At 67.5% G+C, this 16,122-nt stretch carries 16 protein-coding genes and 1 pseudogene; 9 read left to right on the top strand and 8 right to left on the bottom strand.

The window, feature by feature from the left end; genetic code table 11:
- Nucleotides 1–327: 327 nt before the first annotated feature.
- From ACFU8W_RS50130 to ACFU8W_RS50110, 5 genes are all read right to left on the bottom strand, one after another.
- Nucleotides 328–798, bottom strand: a complete 471-nt coding sequence (locus tag ACFU8W_RS50130) for a hypothetical protein (RefSeq protein WP_384052530.1) — start codon at nt 796–798, stop codon at nt 328–330.
- A gap of 375 nt (nt 799–1,173) precedes the next feature.
- Nucleotides 1,174–1,626, bottom strand: coding sequence for a hypothetical protein (locus ACFU8W_RS50125; RefSeq protein WP_384052529.1), 453 nt, complete (start codon nt 1,624–1,626; stop codon nt 1,174–1,176).
- An 86-nt stretch (nt 1,627–1,712) separates the two neighbouring features.
- Entirely contained in the window at nt 1,713–2,606 is an 894-nt protein-coding gene (locus ACFU8W_RS50120; protein WP_384052528.1) for a helix-turn-helix domain-containing protein, read from the bottom strand.
- Nucleotides 2,549–3,085 (bottom strand): DUF6879 family protein, encoded by a 537-nt coding sequence (locus ACFU8W_RS50115; RefSeq protein WP_384052527.1) that lies wholly within the window; start codon nt 3,083–3,085, stop codon nt 2,549–2,551. Before ACFU8W_RS50115 ends, ACFU8W_RS50120 begins: the two co-directional genes overlap by 58 nt.
- Nucleotides 3,078–3,296 carry a hypothetical protein gene (locus tag ACFU8W_RS50110; protein ID WP_345513434.1) on the bottom strand — a complete coding sequence of 73 codons (219 nt, stop codon included), beginning with the start codon at nt 3,294–3,296 and terminating at the stop codon, nt 3,078–3,080. The genes ACFU8W_RS50115 and ACFU8W_RS50110 overlap by 8 nt, the downstream gene beginning before the upstream one ends.
- A gap of 712 nt (nt 3,297–4,008) precedes the next feature.
- On the opposite strand from ACFU8W_RS50110, the gene ACFU8W_RS50105 reads away from it, so the two are divergent.
- From ACFU8W_RS50105 to ACFU8W_RS50065, 9 genes and pseudogenes are all read left to right on the top strand, one after another.
- On the top strand, nt 4,009–6,174 hold the full coding sequence (locus ACFU8W_RS50105; protein WP_384052526.1) for a DUF3289 family protein: 2,166 nt from the start codon (nt 4,009–4,011) through the stop codon (nt 6,172–6,174).
- A 13-nt stretch (nt 6,175–6,187) separates the two neighbouring features.
- Nucleotides 6,188–6,760, top strand: a complete 573-nt coding sequence (locus ACFU8W_RS50100; protein ID WP_384052525.1) for a hypothetical protein — start codon at nt 6,188–6,190, stop codon at nt 6,758–6,760.
- Nucleotides 6,761–7,244: 484 nt separating this feature from the next.
- A complete protein-coding gene (locus ACFU8W_RS50095; RefSeq protein ID WP_384052524.1) occupies nt 7,245–8,186 on the top strand; it encodes a hypothetical protein in 942 nt (313 codons plus the stop codon).
- A 480-nt stretch (nt 8,187–8,666) separates the two neighbouring features.
- Nucleotides 8,667–9,329 (top strand): GGDEF domain-containing protein, encoded by a 663-nt coding sequence (locus ACFU8W_RS50090; protein ID WP_384052523.1) that lies wholly within the window; start codon nt 8,667–8,669, stop codon nt 9,327–9,329.
- Nucleotides 9,326–9,550 carry a hypothetical protein gene (locus tag ACFU8W_RS50085; RefSeq protein ID WP_384052522.1) on the top strand — a complete coding sequence of 75 codons (225 nt, stop codon included), beginning with the start codon at nt 9,326–9,328 and terminating at the stop codon, nt 9,548–9,550. Before ACFU8W_RS50090 ends, ACFU8W_RS50085 begins: the two co-directional genes overlap by 4 nt.
- Before the next feature lie 248 nt (nt 9,551–9,798).
- A complete protein-coding gene (locus tag ACFU8W_RS50080) occupies nt 9,799–10,263 on the top strand; it encodes a hypothetical protein (RefSeq protein ID WP_384052521.1) in 465 nt (154 codons plus the stop codon).
- A 647-nt stretch (nt 10,264–10,910) separates the two neighbouring features.
- Nucleotides 10,911–11,816, top strand: coding sequence for a hypothetical protein (locus tag ACFU8W_RS50075; RefSeq protein ID WP_384052520.1), 906 nt, complete (start codon nt 10,911–10,913; stop codon nt 11,814–11,816).
- 333 nt (nt 11,817–12,149) lie between these two features.
- Nucleotides 12,150–12,605 carry a DUF6228 family protein gene (locus ACFU8W_RS50070; protein ID WP_384052519.1) on the top strand — a complete coding sequence of 152 codons (456 nt, stop codon included), beginning with the start codon at nt 12,150–12,152 and terminating at the stop codon, nt 12,603–12,605.
- Nucleotides 12,606–13,097: 492 nt separating this feature from the next.
- Nucleotides 13,098–13,340 (top strand): annotated as a pseudogene (locus ACFU8W_RS50065) (DUF4253 domain-containing protein); the annotation flags it as partial.
- A 93-nt stretch (nt 13,341–13,433) separates the two neighbouring features.
- Here ACFU8W_RS50065 and ACFU8W_RS50060 read toward each other — a convergent pair.
- The 3 genes from ACFU8W_RS50060 to ACFU8W_RS50050 all read right to left on the bottom strand — a co-directional run bounded on the left by ACFU8W_RS50060 (nt 13,434) and on the right by ACFU8W_RS50050 (nt 15,438).
- Complete coding sequence (locus ACFU8W_RS50060; protein WP_384052518.1) at nt 13,434–13,928, bottom strand: hypothetical protein; 495 nt, start codon at nt 13,926–13,928, stop codon at nt 13,434–13,436.
- Nucleotides 13,929–14,115: 187 nt separating this feature from the next.
- Nucleotides 14,116–14,682, bottom strand: coding sequence for a YrhB domain-containing protein (locus ACFU8W_RS50055; protein WP_384052517.1), 567 nt, complete (start codon nt 14,680–14,682; stop codon nt 14,116–14,118).
- Nucleotides 14,683–14,820: 138 nt separating this feature from the next.
- The gene (locus ACFU8W_RS50050; RefSeq protein WP_384052516.1) at nt 14,821–15,438 is read right to left on the bottom strand and encodes a DUF6000 family protein; all 618 of its coding nucleotides are present in this window, start codon (nt 15,436–15,438) and stop codon (nt 14,821–14,823) included.
- Between the last annotated feature and the right edge of the window lie 684 nt (nt 15,439–16,122).

The following is a 16,122-nucleotide window of genomic DNA, read 5'->3' as shown; positions in this document are numbered from 1 at the left end:
GGTGATGCCACCGCGCGGACCGATCACCACAGGGCTGCGGGCCTGCTCCGCCGACCATGACGCGATATACGGAACAACGAGCGGCCGCGGGAAGGTCGTCACCGGACCTGCCGCGGCTTGCAGTCGTCGCACAGAGGGATCGTTGCCCCCACGACGCTGAGGCTGGGAAGGCTGGTTGTACCGCAGCTGGCGCACCGCCGGCAGAGGCTCTGCCACGCGTCCTTCAGCCGACGCAGCTTCTCGCACGGCCTGTCAGCGCCGCAGTCGGCGTGGGTGATGGTGTGGCCCACGTAGGCGCGGTATGCCGTCTCGGCGCTCTCTGTCGTCTTATCCATGACCGTCCTCGTCCGCCTTCGCCGCCAGGCGCTCCCCGAGGGCACGCTGATAGCGGCCGTAGGCGACGAGCTGCGAGACCGCGTCCGGGCTGCACAGGGCGCCGGGGCCGTCCATCGGCACACACCAGTAGGACCGGAACTGCTCCGGCTCGGTCCGCTGCGGGCGCGGGACACCGAGGAAGCAACCGGACCCAAGACACTCCGCTTCCGGCACCTGACGGTCGGCCCATTGCGGTAGCCGTGACGCGCTCGCCGGTACGAGGGCGTAGTACCGCTGGGAGGACGTGTCGATGAAAACGGGGCCGTGGACCGCTTCGTCCAGATAGACACCGATGCGCTTGGGGTCCTCAGTGCCAGCGGCAGCCTGCACGATGCCGGCCGGGATGCGGATCGCAGCGAACAGTCCGCCGCACCGCAGGAGCGCGATACCCCTCGTCGCCCACTGCTCGCGAGCCTCATTCATGTTCGGAGCTGCGGTGAGCAGCCAGTGGCCTACCGCTAACTCCCGTTCTTGCCTGGAGTGCACGGACACTCCGGGGCTCAGCTCGGCCGGGGCTCGTACGCCTCTCACCGCGCCACCTCCGAGGCAACGCAATCGGCGTCCACTCTGACCTCGCCTGCACCGCAGATGAGTTGGGCACGCTCAAGCATGGCGACTCCTTCCGACAGGTTGTTCGTGGTGGTCACGACTGGGCGACGCCGAGCACGAGCACGACCAGGAGCACGGCGAGGACGGCCACATACACGAGCTGGTCGCGCCCGCTGCGGTCACCCTTCATCTGCTGGCTCCTGTCCGCATGGGTTCCGTGTCGTCGGCGTCGTCCTGGCCCAGCGGCGCTTAGCAGAAGGCCCCAGCCGGCAATCGGAGCCCTCCGCCAGGATCGAACGCGGCTCCCAGAACGGTCGGGCTCGTCAGCTTTCCCGAGCCGTCCGGCTTCTCCAGCCACCCGTAGCCGTCTATGTACCGCTCGGCCGGCGGGCACCGGAGCGGCCAGCGCTCCGGATGCACCGTCAGCCTGGACAGGTCATCGAGGGCTTCCTCTGCGCCCGGCAGCACGGGCCACCAGGCACGGTCAGCACTGGGGTAGACGAGGACCGGACCGAGCCGGTCCGGGCCGATGCGCTGCATCGCGGCGACAGTCGGCCTGATGTCGGCCTCGACAGCGAGCCAGAGCCGACCGGACGGGAGGGAGGCCAGTTCACCGGCCGCCCACGTGCGGTGTACCTGTACGGGATCCGGGGCGCACGAGGCCAACCATTCCGAGCCCGGATTGCGTGTCCGTTGGGCCATGACCAGCACCGTAAAGACAGATGTTGCGGCATTGCGCGCCGGTTTCTCCGAATTTCGAAGAGGCCCGCTGGTGTTCTCGGTGTTGCTCACATCAGGTTGAGAGAGGCCCTCGCTCGGGCTATCAGCCGGTGTGCCTCCCGACCGAACACGGCGACGTCCTGGAGCTCACACCACACCGTCCGATAGAGCTCGATCTCGGCGGTGTCCGTAAGGCGGAGTTCTGCGCCGATCGTCTCGACCATGACGAGCTGCTCGTCGAAGATCCAGAAACCGTGAGTGGGCACGACGGTCAGCTCCGCGCCGAACGGGACGACGCCCAGGGATACGGTCGACATCCCGTGGACACCCGCCAGCCGATCCAGCTGGCCGGCCATCACTTCCCGTGGGCACAGCAGCATGTGGAGCGCAGGTTCCCAGACCAGGAAGTGGAACGACCGGCCAGGCGCATAGAGGGCCTGCTGCCGCTGCATGCGCGCATTCACCCCGGCCTCGATGTCCTGCACGGTGCGATGCAGCGTGGTGGTGCGGATGAACATGTGGCGCGCGTACTCCGGCGTCTGGAGCAGCCCCGGAATCACTGCTGACTCGAAGTTCCACACCGTCGCCGATGCGCTCTCCGTCGCCTGCCATGCCTCCTGCCTGGCCCGTACACCAGCGGCCAGTTGGCGGCGCCATGCCGCGTAGTGCGTCTCAAGGGACCGTAGGCGGCCCATCAGCTCCGAGACGGTCTCCGGTACGCCGAGCGCCGCGGCCCAGGCCTTCAGGTCCTCACCGGTCGGGCTCTGCTTACCCGTCTCGATCTTGCTGACCTTGGATGCCGGCCAACCCAGCCGTACGGCCAGCGATTTTCCGTTCAGCCCGGACTCGGCGCGGAGCTCACGAAGCCGCGCGCCGAGTGCTATCCGGGCAGTCTGGTAGTCGCTCACAGCGGCGGCGCGTGCTCCTTCTGGTAGTCCTCGAAGGTGATCGCATGGTGCCATGCCGCCTCGCGCCACTGCACGTGGCGTAGGACGTCCTCGGGGTCGTCGTAGAGGAAAACGCCCAGGAACCGGTCATGGTCGTCGAAACGAAGCCGGGCCACGGTCCGGGCGTCGAACAGCCAGTAGTCGTAGTTCGGCAGTCCGGCGGCCTCGGCCTGGTCCCGGGCGAGGTATCGGATGTCCTCCCCGGCCGCGAGGTTGTTCGGCGTGCCCCACAGCTCGAAGCGGAGATAGTCGGAGGGCGGGGAGTCGATGACGCGGACGCGCTCGACGCGCTTCCCCGTCCCGGTCTCCTCCCGCATCAGGTCCAGCCACGGCGCGAACCAGTCCAGGCCCGGATCATCACCCGCGAGGAAGCGCCGGTAGGGCTCGTCCTCGTCCGGGATGCCGTACGAGGTGCGGACCTCCAGGCGGAACGCGACGTGTCTGAAGTCGCGGAAGAGCTGGAGGAAGGCCTGGCCGCTGACCAGCTCAGGCACTGGTCACCTTCGCAGCGTGGTACTCGAACAGGACGGCGGGGACGACGACGAACTCCTCACCCGGCTTCACCTGGAGGAGCTGCGCGATCTTGCTCTCGTCGGTGAGCTTGTTGCCCTGGACGACGATGTCACCCGTCTCGGTGTCACGGTAGAAGGACGGGCAACCGCCGCCCTGGGAGGTGTTGCTGCTGCCGAGAAACTCCAGTGGCATGGGATCAACCCTTCGTAGTGGTCGTGCCCTCAGAATGCTCGCGCTAGCTCGACACCACTCGATAGTTGCTCGAAATTTCTCCTGCCGTCCGGGACTTGTCTTGATTGCTCACCACACAGCCCCGGCGCAGTCCTGCCCGGTGTCGGACCCTGCCCCTTCCGTGGTCACATGCCACCCCACCCACGGCCTCTGTCCTCTGACAGGCGATCTTGACCGTTTGCCAGGTGAGCTTGACCGCCCAGCTCAGAGCGTGGTGGTGAACCGGGACGGGAAATGTCCCCGTCACGGTCGGCCCGCCCGCCGACGACACCCTCGACAACGTCCACCCGCTGCAGAAGCGCTGATCCTCCGGTCGCTCCGCCTGGTCCTCGCCCACCCGATCGCGGGCGGGCGAGGACCGGACAGGCCGACCGGTCTGCACAACCAGCCCCCACCCACTGTCCAACCTTCAGCAGCCACCAGGGAGAGCACGTAGCCGCCGTTGGCCGCGAGCTCCTCCTTGGTCGCCAGGCTGGTGCCCAGGCAGAGCAGGAACACAAGCGGAACAGGGCTTACCAATCTCCCAAACGTCTCAATTTCGCCTCCACCACACCTTGGGAACCATCCCCCACGTCTGCTAGCTTTCCCGTTCGATTCCGAACTGCCTTGGCACAGCGGCAGCTTCGAGACAACAGGCATGTCTTCAGACATGGCTTCAGACATGGGAGGCCCCATGAACAGAAGCGCCGCCGTGCCCCTCGGCGCGGCCTTACTCCTTCTCCTCGGCACGGCCGTGCCCGCCGCCGCGGGAACCCCCGGCGACGGCGCGGCCACCGACGGGGCGACGCTCTACCGCGACAACACGATCGACGTCTCCTACCGCCAGGTCGCCCCCGGCGACGCGGCGTGGAGCCAGGTCCCGGCCGCCCTCCGCGGCAGAGCGACGGAGGGCTCGTACGTCGCCCGGCTCCAGCTCGAGAACGTCTCCGATCACCCCGTCTCCAAATGGTCGCTGACCTTCGAGCTCTCTGACCGCATCACGGACACCTCCGCCGCGAAGCTCGCCGCCCCCCAGGACGCGCGCACGACGCTCCAGGGCGTCGGCCCCACGAACACCCTCCAGCCGGGCAGGACCGAGACCGTCTGGTACCGCGCCGAGCCCGGCGCCAAGGCCGATACCCCGACCTGGGCGTCCTTCGCCAAGCACGGCATCTCGCCGACAGAGGACACCGACGGCGACCGCCTCCCCGACGACCTGGAGGTGCGCGCCAAGCTCGACCCCAAGTCCGAGGACACCGACGGCGACGGCCTCTCCGACTTCGCCGAGCTCGGCTACCGCTTCAGCAGCCCGCTCAAGGCCGACACCGACGGCGACGGCACCAAGGACGGCGCCGAGGACCCCGACAAGGACGGCCTCACGACCGCCCGCGAGCTCAAGCTCCGCACCACGCCCACCCGCGCCGACACCGACCAGGACGGCCTCGCGGACGCCCGCGAGCTGAAGCTCCGCACGGAGCCCACCAAGGCCGACACCGACGGCGACGGCGTCCAGGACGGCGAGGAGATAAGGCTCAACACCTCCCCCCGCGCTAAGAACTCCGCCTTCAACGTAACCCGCCGCGCGGACGGCGGCGCCACCGCCGCCGAGGCCACGCTCAAAGGCCTGCGCGCCAAGCAGGTCGGCGGCTTCCAGGTCACCAGGCTCCCTGCCAAGCAGCGGGAGTTCCCGGAGTCCACTCCGGGCTACCTCGGCAACGGCTTCCAGGTCTCCGCCCCCGCGGACCGCGCCGCAAGGCTCACCTTCCGCCTCGACCCCGACCGTACGGAGGGCACCGCACCGGCCCTCTACCGCTACGACGAGAAGGCCCGCCACCTCGTCAAGCAGTCGGGCCAGCAGCGCAGCGGCAGCACGATCACGGCCACCGCCACGGCCGACGGCTCCGCCAAGTACGTCGTCCTTGACAGCCACGCCTTCGACAAGGCAGGCCCCAAGGCCCCTGGCAAGCGAATCCTCTCCGACGGCCCCGGCGACGGCGGAGACCCGGGCGACCCGCCCCCGACCGACATGCTGATCCACCAGTCGTCCTTCCGCGAGGGCCGCCGCAAGGCCCCCGACCCCCAGCACCCGCCCGTCCCGGCCGACCCGCGCGTCGCCGACGACCTCACCTTCAACGACTACAACTTCGACGAACTCACCGACCTCAGCTGGGAGTTCTGGGTCGCCCGCATCACGCCCGAGTCCTGGATGTGGGCCGAGTTCAACGACATCATGAACTTCGGCAAGCTCGGCGCCGACGCCGACTACGCCCAGTCCGTCGACGACCTCCGCAACGCCTTCCGCTACGGCCACGGCGGCCAGAGCGCGGGCACGGTCACCGTCGACGACAACTTCGACCCCGGCCGCTACCTCTACGGCGGCTCCGGCACGGCCCTCTCCCGCGCCGTCGGCGCCTCACCACAGGAGAAGACGTACACCGACAAGGCCGGCCAGATCATCAAGCAGTCCCTCATCGACAACAAGGGCCGCACCGATCAGCTCAAGGTCCAGGAGGACCTCTCCAAGAACTTCCTCTTCCAGGAGTTCCTCCGCCAGGACGTGAAGTACCCGGTGTACGACTTCTCGCTCTGGGACGCCAACCAGCGCGCCCTCTCCATCGCGATCCACCAGTTCCACGGCCACACGATCGCGCTGAAGGACTACAAGGTCGAGGGCAACTCCTTCTCCGGCAAGCTCGTCTTCCACTCCTACGACCACTTCGGTCTCGACCCGGACGACGAGATCACGGAGTACGGCTTCATCGACTGGTTTACGCTCCAGCACTATGACCGGTTCGATGGGAAGTACCCCCCGCCGATCGCGCAGGCGGACATCGAGATCCCCATCAGCGGCACGTTCTGACCTCACCGACCTGATGCCCCACAGGCGCTCGCCGGGCCGGGTCCTGGTCGTCACGCTGCTCGTCGTGACGGCCGGGTACCTGGCCTGGCGGGTCGCCGTCCTCGCGGGCCTGGAAGCCCACTTCGGCAGCGGCTTCGACGAGCAGCGCTTCAACCGGCTGCAGCAGGAGTACGACCGCCGCGAGGACGCCTTCGCCCGGGCCGACGCCCGGATGCGGAAGCTGATCGCGGAACACCCCCGCGCCGAACGCATCGACTGGAGCCAGTACCGGACCTGCGTCCGCGAGCCCGGCCGCCCCTCCGACACGTGCACGACGACGCCCCCGCGCGACCAGAAGGTGTACGACGCCCTCTGGGGCGTCAGCGTGATCCTCTACCAGCCCAAGGACGAGGGCCGCACGTTCTACCGCTTCTACCACGAGGACCCCCCGCGCTACACGATCATGCGCGCCCCCGAGGACACCGCGGAGGAGGCCGAGGAGTACGCGGACGCCCACGGCTTCCGGTCCACCCGCCCCCTCGGGCCCGGCTGGACGATCCTCGGCCCGATCGACGACATCGGCCGCGAGGAGAAGCAGTTCCCGTAGGAGGGCTCGCGGAACGCTTCGCCGGGAAGCAGCAGGGAAGCAGCAGGCCGCGCGCGACAAGGCCATGGCAGCTCGGCAGACATGCGGCGCCTACCGCCGCCGCTACCACTTCGTCCTATTCCGGCCCTGCTCAGGCATAGACCGCCTGTTCAGGGCGGTGGAGTCGGTCTCGCAGCTCCACCGCTTTCGACGTGTGACGCCTGGCTGTTGTGTTTGACGCAACGAGGCACGCGTGGAGGCCTTGTTCCGCTGAGACCCGTCGTGGCATGCTCAGGGCCATGATCAAGAGAATCGAGTCCTCCGTCCGCCGATGAGCGAGACGATCGGGCCAGGACTGCCCGGATCACGGATACCACTCTTCGAGTACGCCCTGCAGTTGCACCGGCTGACCCCGGAAGAGCCACTGCCGAGAGACGGGGAACCGTATCCCGACGATGCGTTGCACCGTCGTTGCCCTCGGCCGAAGGCGCCGGAGGATCGACGCTTGGCAGGCAAGGACGTGGCGCTCATCCTGGACACGCATTTCGCGCGTACCACTGCTGTTCCAAGCGAATTGGCCGACGCATTCCACGACGTCTACATCCCGATTCACCCCAACGAACACATCATTGCCGCTGCTGAGCGGGCGGACAGGGAACGCGTCTGTGAGACGGGTCGGTGGCTGGTCCGACATGGAACCGACCGCTGTTCAGTAACCGTGGGGCTCGCCCTGGTCGCTGCCGTGGGAGCGGTCGATGACATTCCCCTGATTCAAACGATTGGATTGCTGTCAGACCGGTTCGGTCCGCTTGCAGCACACGCCTTGGAGAGGCGGCCTGGAGGCACCGAGGCTCTCCTCTGGCTTGCTGATCGAGTCACCGGCTGGGGACGGGTCTACGTCGTAGAAGCCCTCTGCCGGCTCGACGATCCCGTTGCTCGGCCTTGGCTCCTCCGCAGGGCATGCGATGGCGATTTCCTCAACGCGTACTTCGTCGGCAGCGTCGCTCAGACCGCTGGCCTCCATGAAGTCATCACCGGACCTTGCGTGGATGCCGAGATCACTGACCACACCGGCAGGCTGCTTCTGGTGATGACCTATAGCCAAGGCATGGGCGTGACCCTCGCGCGCTATCCCCATGCCGAGGAGGTACTGGCTGCGCATCTGTGCCACCTCGATCGTCTGGGGCCCACTGCCAGTCGCTACTGCCTCGCTGCGTGGCTGGCGAGCAGCCTGGGTGAGCAAGGTGACTCAGGTTCGATCGGGCCTGTTCGGCGTTGGCAGCCCTATCGGGACGACTATCTGGCACTTCTCGAGCGTGATGACTGGTGCGAGACGGCAAGGAACGCCCTCGCAGTCAAGGACCCTGGGATCCTCCGGCTCGTCGAGACGTCTTCAGGCCGTCAGTTGCGAGCGTTCACTGACCGGCCGCTATCCGGCGAGGAGTAGCGAAAACCAGGGGCACCCTGGCCGACCCGGCCAGCTACACCCTGCCCGCCTCGACAACCGGGTGGCCTGAGCGCGGCCCGTCACGGCCCGCCGCACCCTGCGGCGGGCCGCTTTCTCGTCCCGCACGTAGTTCGACGCCCGCAGGGTTAATTCCGCGGCACCAGCCTGGTCCTGGACCCCGCCTTCCGCCGGGAAGTCGCTACTTCCTGCCCAGGTGGGCTTCTGCGGCGGCTTTGTACCGGAATACCGCATCTCCGGAACAAGTGCACTCCGCCAGTACCGACCTCCCTCAACAGCTGCCTGGAATGCCACGACGGGACCCCCGCCGACCCGCACAGCTACATCGCTCCCCCGGCCGCCGGCCATCAGCTGGCCGCCTGAACCCCGCACAGCACGGTGCCCGGAACAGCCGCCAGGACTCTCCAGTTCGCCGGCTGTTCCGGGCTTCATCCCGTAGCGCTACGAGAGGAAGCCCCCAGTATGACCACGCTCGCGTTACCGAGGAAGACGCTCCACATCACTGCCCTGGCCGTCCCGCTGGCCGGATGGACCCTGCACACCACCCTCCTGCGCCGCCGCCTCGTCCAGGCCCGGCGCGACCCGCTCACCAGCACCTGGCGCCGCGAAGCGTTCACCGACCGCGCCCAGCGCCTCCTCAAGCGTCACCCGGACGAGGTGGTCCTGATCCTCGCGGACGCTGACCACTTCAAACAGCTCAACGACCGCCACGGACACGCCGCCGGTGACACCGCACTCGCCGCGATCGGCAGCCGACTGACCGAATGGGCCGGACGCCACGGTGTCGCAGGCCGCCTCGGAGGCGACGAGTTCGCCGCCCTCACCCCCATCGAACCCCGGCACCAGAAGCTGCGCCTGGACCACCTGGCCCGCCTCATGACCCGCCCCATCCCCTACGGCGACGGACTGCTGCCGCTCACGGTCTCCCTCGGTGCCGCCACCCCGGCCGCGATCGGCACCACCGACCTGCCCACCCTGATGCGCGCGGCCGACACGGCCATGTACGAGGGCAAGCACACCGGACACATCGTCCATGCCCGCCCAGACCACGCCCACATGCCCAGCGTCAACGGCCGTCGGCAGGGACGCCCCGGCACCACGATCCGCACCACCACCGGGCGATGACCGGGCCAGGCCAGCCGGTGCTCCTCGACTGGCGGGCCAGCCTTCACTTCCGCCGCGACACCCCATGCGTGCTCTGCGGAAACCCCACCCCGCTGCGCTCCCACGCCGGGGAGGCCGCACACAAGGTCTGTGCCGAGGCATGGAATGCGAAGCACCCGGGCGAGACCCGGTTCGTGTCCGACGCCCAGCCCAGGCGCAAGCGCGACGACGACCACGCCTGAACAACGAAGCCAAGCCCGGGGTGACCGTTCCGTATCCGGCCCATTCGCCAGCCGCCCACCCCGGGCGCCCCCACCCTTGCACACCGTCTTTCTGACGCGGCACGCACGAGTGATTCCCGAACCGCACACCCGCGATCACCTCCGTGCGCCCCCCTGATCGCCCGGCACCCCTGGGCAGGATCACTCAGCCCAGAAACCGCCGGGAGCTGAGTTCCACTACCCGACCCCAAGACGGAGGCCACCCGCCCATGCGCGCTCGACCCGCTCTCGCCGTCCTAGCTCTGGCAGCGGCCCTCACCCTCACCGGATGCGGTATCGACACGCAGTCCCCACCCCAGCACGACGCACGGCTGAAGAAAGCTGCCGGAATCGGCAGCATGGACCTTGTCCTGACCAAGGGACTGTGGAACACCACCCGGCCCGCGAGCCTGGACGACCACAAGACCCGGCCCGCCGACGGCGAACGCGGTACCCGTGGCCTCATCCGGATCACACTGTCCGGCACCGAGCTCGGCACCTACCTCACCGAGCTCGACACCGACGCACACTGCGGCTGGGGCACCTGCTACGCAGACACCAATGAGGCCGCCGCCGCCCGCCGCGTCTACGACACCCTCGCCCCCGCCATCGACCGCGTCAGCAACGTCCGCGCAGCAGGGGATCCAGAACCCGAAGTCGTCATCGACGACACCCTCGCCACCCCCGCGCCCTGACCACGAAGCGGCCCCTGCCCCCGGAATTACTGGGGGCAGGGGCCGCTTTTTTTGTTCTCCGGCAGTCAGATCACTGTCGCGCCATCCGTAGCCGGGCTGCCGTGGTCATTGCCGCGCCCGGGCGATCCCAGGCGGAGCCACCTTTTTGCGCTGAGAAGCAGTCAGACCGCAGCTGCTTTCTGGACGACCGAGCTGCTGTGGTCGTCGCTGATCCGATCTAGGAGTAGCTCTGCGACCCCCGCCAGGTCCGCCGCAGAGAGGTGAGCGACCAGTGCGTCGACGACCTCTGACGGGGACGCCGTGGGGATCAGCACGAGCTCCGGTGCGGCAGCCGTAGCCTCCCCGCTATTAACGGCGTTAACGGCCGACCCCGAAGACCCTTCCCGCGCCAGCTCCGGCACCGAGGTATTAACGGCGTTAACGGTTTCCGGACCAGGCCCCTGAGACAGCACCCGGCGCGGTGAACGCTGGCGCGGGGTATTAACGGCGTTAACGGTCTCCGTCGCCGCCGCAGCCTGCTGCTGACGGGGAATCCCGTACCTGCCTCGCGCTCCTATGCCGAAATCGGAACCGCACAGATCTGGGCCAGCACGGGATGCCGTGTCTTCCTCTGGCACACTTCCCGCAGCCGTACGAGGGGGGAACACATGAGTGAGCAGGATGTCGACGCGCGGGTCGAGGAGCTGACCCGGGGGTTGCGACGGATGGCCGCGGGGCTGCTGGAGGCGGCGACCGGGCATCCGGATGCCGTACGGGCGCGGGAGTTGTCGGCGGCGGCCCGGGTGCTGACGAACGACGTGCTGGCACGCCTGGACGCGGAAGCCATCGAGGATTCCCCGGCGCACCGCAACGAGCCCGAGGTGCAGGACGCCGTACCGCTGGCGAAGAACGCGGTCTCCGAGTCCGGGACGGCGCTCGACGAGCTGGTGGAGCTGTATCTGCCGGACTACGCGCGGCGCCTGGACGAGGACCCGGTGATGTTCGACCCGGACCTGCCCTACGAGCGGTGGAACTCTCTGCACCGGGTCCAGTACGGGCGCGGCAATCCTTTCGAGAACGCGCCGATGTGGAACGACGCCGTGCCCAGCCGGGGGAAGGCGGTGGTGCGCGCCATGACCTCCAAGGCGGAGGTGCTGCGCCGCCTGCACCACAGCTACGTGATCCGGCGGGACCTGGACAGCCCGGAGGGAGAGCTGGCGGTTCAGGTGCTGCAGGGATGCAAGGCGATCCGTCGCTGCCGCGCGATCGACGACGGCGACTTCGTCGACAAGTCGGATCTGGCGCTGAAGCTGGACGCCCTGCAGTGGCACGCCCTGGTGATCGCCGCCGGTCGCGGCGAGTACGCCCGTGCCCAACTCCTCACCCAGCTGCGACAGCTGGGGGTGCTGGCCGCCGCGGTCCTGGAGCTGGATACCGCGTTCCGGCAGCGCAACAGCAACCCCTCCCTGGGTGCCCAGATCGCCGGGGCCGCGCACGGTGTCAAGGCGGTGCTCCAGCACTGGCCGCCGAAGGTCGAGGCAGCCGCTACGGAATCAGGTCATACGACGCTGTGACACCCGGACACACCAGCACCTTCCACCCCGCTCACAGCTCACTGCAGCTCCCGGCCAGTGCAGTGCATCCCGCCATCTCCCTTGATCGACATGTCAGGTTCAGTCAGCCATGATGGCAGTGCAGGCACAGGTCTCCCAGTGATCACAGAGCGTCGCAACTCCATGATCGCTAGGTCCTGTGCCTGTTCTACTCCCGGGGTGGCCCAGCACGCCTATCTGCGCGAGTTCTCAGTCGTCCTTGGCTATCTGCCGACCGTCTCTCTCAACCTGAACCACCGCGACCACCGATGAATCCGAATGACGTCGTGCCTGGTGCTGGCCTAGCGTTCGCCCATGACCTCCCCGGACGGCGCCATCGACGACAAGCCCGGCGTGACCATCCGCTCCCTGGACAACGCGGCCGTCGGGGTGCGGCTCAGCGAAACGCAGCCGTTCGACGAAGCCTGCGTGCAGTACATGGTCGAGGCCTGGGCTCCCGGCTTGACCGCGCGTGTCGACGAGGTCGTGGCCTGGATCTGGGACGCCGATCTCGCGGCCTTCCTCGCCGAGCTGGCCGCAGATTATCGGGGCTGGGAGGGCGAGCGGACCTGGCAGACATATGACGGGGATTTGGCGGTGTCGGCCGTCTTTCGGTCCGGCGGCCGCATCGGACTGACGTGGACGTTGCGCCCCTGGCCGGACGTCGCGGGAGGATGGACCGCTTCGGTCACCATCTGGTTGGAGGCCGGAGAACAGATGTCCTCCCTGGCAGCCGATATCCAGCACTTCCTCGCCGAGGAGTCGCAGTGACATCCAGCGTGCGCATCACCTGGACCCTAGGGGCACATGGGTGGGCTGACTGCACTGTTGAGGACCAGCAGGCTAAAGCAGAGCTCACCGCGTCCTACATCAGGAACGCGCCCCAGGACTTTCTGACGAGGACCTCTGGGTCCGCATGCTGGAACTGCGTCATGGCAGCGACACGACAACAAGGGCACCCGAGATCTGGTCGGCCCAGCTCCCCAGCGACGCACTCGTCCGAGCTGTGATTCGCTGCTTCGACGAAGTGGCGGCCTGGTTCCGCTCCTGTGCTGGCCCGCCGCCATGGGAAGACCGCTCAGTCCGGACCACGCCGACGCCGTCCGCCTGGAGGAGGTGCTGGCGGCGGACTTCGTCGAGTACCGCCGCAGGAGGCTGCCGTTCTGGACGGACCCGATGCCAGCCCCTGCACCTGAGGGAATCGAGCCATGGCCACACGACCCCGGGCCGCCCTTCGAATAGTGGCCGGGGCTGACGCCGGCGATGCCGGTTACGTCCGCGGGCCTGACGCCCGAAGAGTCTGCGTCAAGCCTGCTTGTCGGGCTCATTGAGACGTGCGAGTTCGGGCTGGACGAGTGCTGCCTCGTTCTCGTCCCTGCCCATCGCAGCAGCGATGCTCTGGCGTTGATCGGCTGGTCTGCGGAAGCGCCACTCCCTCTGCTGTGTGCACTCCTGCGGAGCTGGGAGGACCGCTTCGGTGCCCAGGTCGTGGCGGCGTTCGGCAGCGAGCTGCACGTCTCGGTCGCAAGACCTCTCGTTGAAGCAGAGCACGCGAGCCGGCTGAGCCGCAGCCGGCGAAGGGGCAGGCAGCCCCGCGGCTCACTCTGGAAGCGTGGAGGCCTCGCCGACGACGGCGAGCAGTTCGAAGGGGAGCTCTCGATCGACTTGGCCGATGGTGAGCCCGAGCCAGCGACCAGCAGACGGCACCTGCCACACCTGCATGCTCCCAGCAAGGATGCACAGGGAGCCCAGGGGCTCGGGCGCCTCCTCGATGTCTGGGTAGTCCGGATTGTCGAGCCCGAGATAGGGCCACAGATCGACCACGGTCGCACTGCCCCAACGCCCAGCCAGCACCGTGACCAGTGAGGTGAGGTCTGCCTCCAACTCCTCCTCGGCCGCCGTGATCGTCTCCGGACCAGGAACGTCCCAGAAGTCCCGGCTCTCCCGGAGAACAGCGATGTGATATCCAGGCCCGCCCCATCCGTGTTGCGTCCTCGACTGGCCTTCCTGTTCGGGGAACGGCAGAGCAATCAAGGCATCGATGATCGACAGCTGCTCCTCAGCGGAGCCTGCGGACCGGGGCTGGATCGGCATGGCTGGAGTGTAGGGCTGGTGACAGATGTCGTGCCCAGATGACAGCTATCGCACCCAGTCACACACAATCAGCAAGATCACGATCTACAGCTGGAGTATTAACTCCGCCCGGGCCGCGTGTGACTGGCTGGCAGGGCGCCGAACGTTTCGACTACATCGCTACCCGCAAGCAGAATTGACCCTTAGGTCAGCCGGTGCTCCGGGCGGCCCCACGGATGGTCTTCGCAGTCAGCACCGAATTGACAGGGGGTACCAGCTCTTTCGTGGCGACCCTTACAAGGTGATCCGGAACGGTGCCGTCCTCCAAGGCGCCCACGTACTCGATGACCTCGGCAAGAGACAGCACCGGCAGTTTCTGACGCAGAGCGTGCATGGCATGGATCCGCCCCCGAACAGCCGCCACAGCACGAACCTCATCGTGTAGATCATCCACCGGAGTCCGCACCGCCTGCCCTCGGATACGGGTTCTGTAGTCAGCCTGCCACCCATCGGTTACCGCAGAGACGACGCCGATCTGGTGCAGACTTCCGTCGAGTCGATCAACCAGGAAAGGACCGTTTCCGACCAGCATGAAGTCCGGATTCCGGGTGCGCAGGTACTCCTCGGACGTCCAGGAGACGATCCACACCAGCTCGTGCTCTTCTACTTGCGCCACGGCCATGCGCATCGGATCCGGGCACACCGAGCAGTCCGTCACATAGTCGCGTTCCAGCTGTCCTTCAACGATCTGGACCGCGGTTTCTCGATCGATCACGTGTTCAGCATCGCGCACGGCCTCGCACGGAGACCAGCGGGTTTCACACCCGCCAGAGCATTCGGGGACGCTGAGTTCCGGAGCACGACACCGTGGCTTGGGCCATGGGCCAGCGAGACCACACGAGGAGTGAGGCCGTCACCTTGCTTCAGCGCATTCGTCGACGAAGGCGCAAAGTCGGCGAATGAGGCTCAAAAAGGAGGGGATGGGGTCCGGGTTGGGCTGCATGTGAGACGCCTCCTGGAGCCACTGTTGCCACAGACCGCCCGGGCCCAGGAAGCGGGAAGCCTGGTCGCCTTTGAGATTCAGGTCGATGAACAGGAGAGCGCCCATGACTACGGTCTGGTCGTACGCGAGGTCGGGGCGGCAAAGGTAGCGATCAAGGTAGGCGGCGAGCAGATCAGCGTCGCGCGCCGTTCCGAAACTGGCCAGGGCCACGCAATAGGCCAGCCCAGCACAGCAAACCTCGCTGGCCAGGAGGAGTTCTCCGAGGCGCTCACGGAACTCGGTCCGGCGGGAGACAGCCACGAGCCATGCCGCAGTCCTCCGTTCCCGCCAGCCGCCCTCAAGAAGAGTGGCGATCTCATCCGCAGTGATGAGTCCCGCGTCCTCGCAGAGATCTCGCATGAATCGGTCGTACTCAGGACTTCGCATGCGTAGCAAGCTGCCGCCGAGCTTCAGGTAGCGCCGCTCAGGCGTGACATAGCGGCGAACCAGGGCGAGCAGCTCGGCATTGTCGTGGGGATGACGTATCACACGGCCGATCCTGCCTCGCTGGTGCGCAACTAGGCCAGCCCGTTCTTTGCGCTGCTCGTCCCAGGAGAGACGACAACCTACGGGGCTCGTCATGCCCACCCGCACATCTTCGGCTCCTACGGCGACCTGTCACCGGAATAGCGCGACTACGGAACAAGTGCACTCCGCCAATACCGACCGCGCTCAACAGCTGCCTGGAATGTCACGACGGAACCCTCGCCGACCCGCACAGCTACATCGCTCCCCCGGCCGCCGGCCACCAGCTGGCCGCCTGAACCCCGCACAGCACGATGCCCGGAACAGCCGCCGGGAATCACCAGTTCGCCGCCTGTTCCGGGCTTCCCATCCCGTAGCGCTACGAGAGGAAGCCACCAGTATGACCACGCTCGCGTTATCGAGGAAGACGCTCCACATCACTGCCCTGGCCGTCCCGCTGGCCGGATGGACCCTGCACACCACCGTCCTGCGCCGCCTCGTCCAGGCCCAGCGCGACCCGCTCACCAGCACGTGGCGCCGCGAAGAGTCACCGCGCAGACCGCCAGCGCTATGTCGGCGCCGCCTGCCCGGAGCGCACCGCGAAACTGCCCAGTATCGGGTAGGCGAGCCGGTTCTCCCGGCCCGCCCCCCACACCACCGGACATGCGGGCCCGCATCCGGCGGTTCGTCTAGCTGATCTCAAGCGGG

The sequence above is a fragment of the Streptomyces sp. NPDC057565 genome (assembly GCF_042801455.1).
Classification (GTDB): domain Bacteria; phylum Actinomycetota; class Actinomycetes; order Streptomycetales; family Streptomycetaceae; genus Streptomyces; species Streptomyces yanii.
This window is presented reverse-complemented; position numbering and strand designations above follow the sequence as displayed.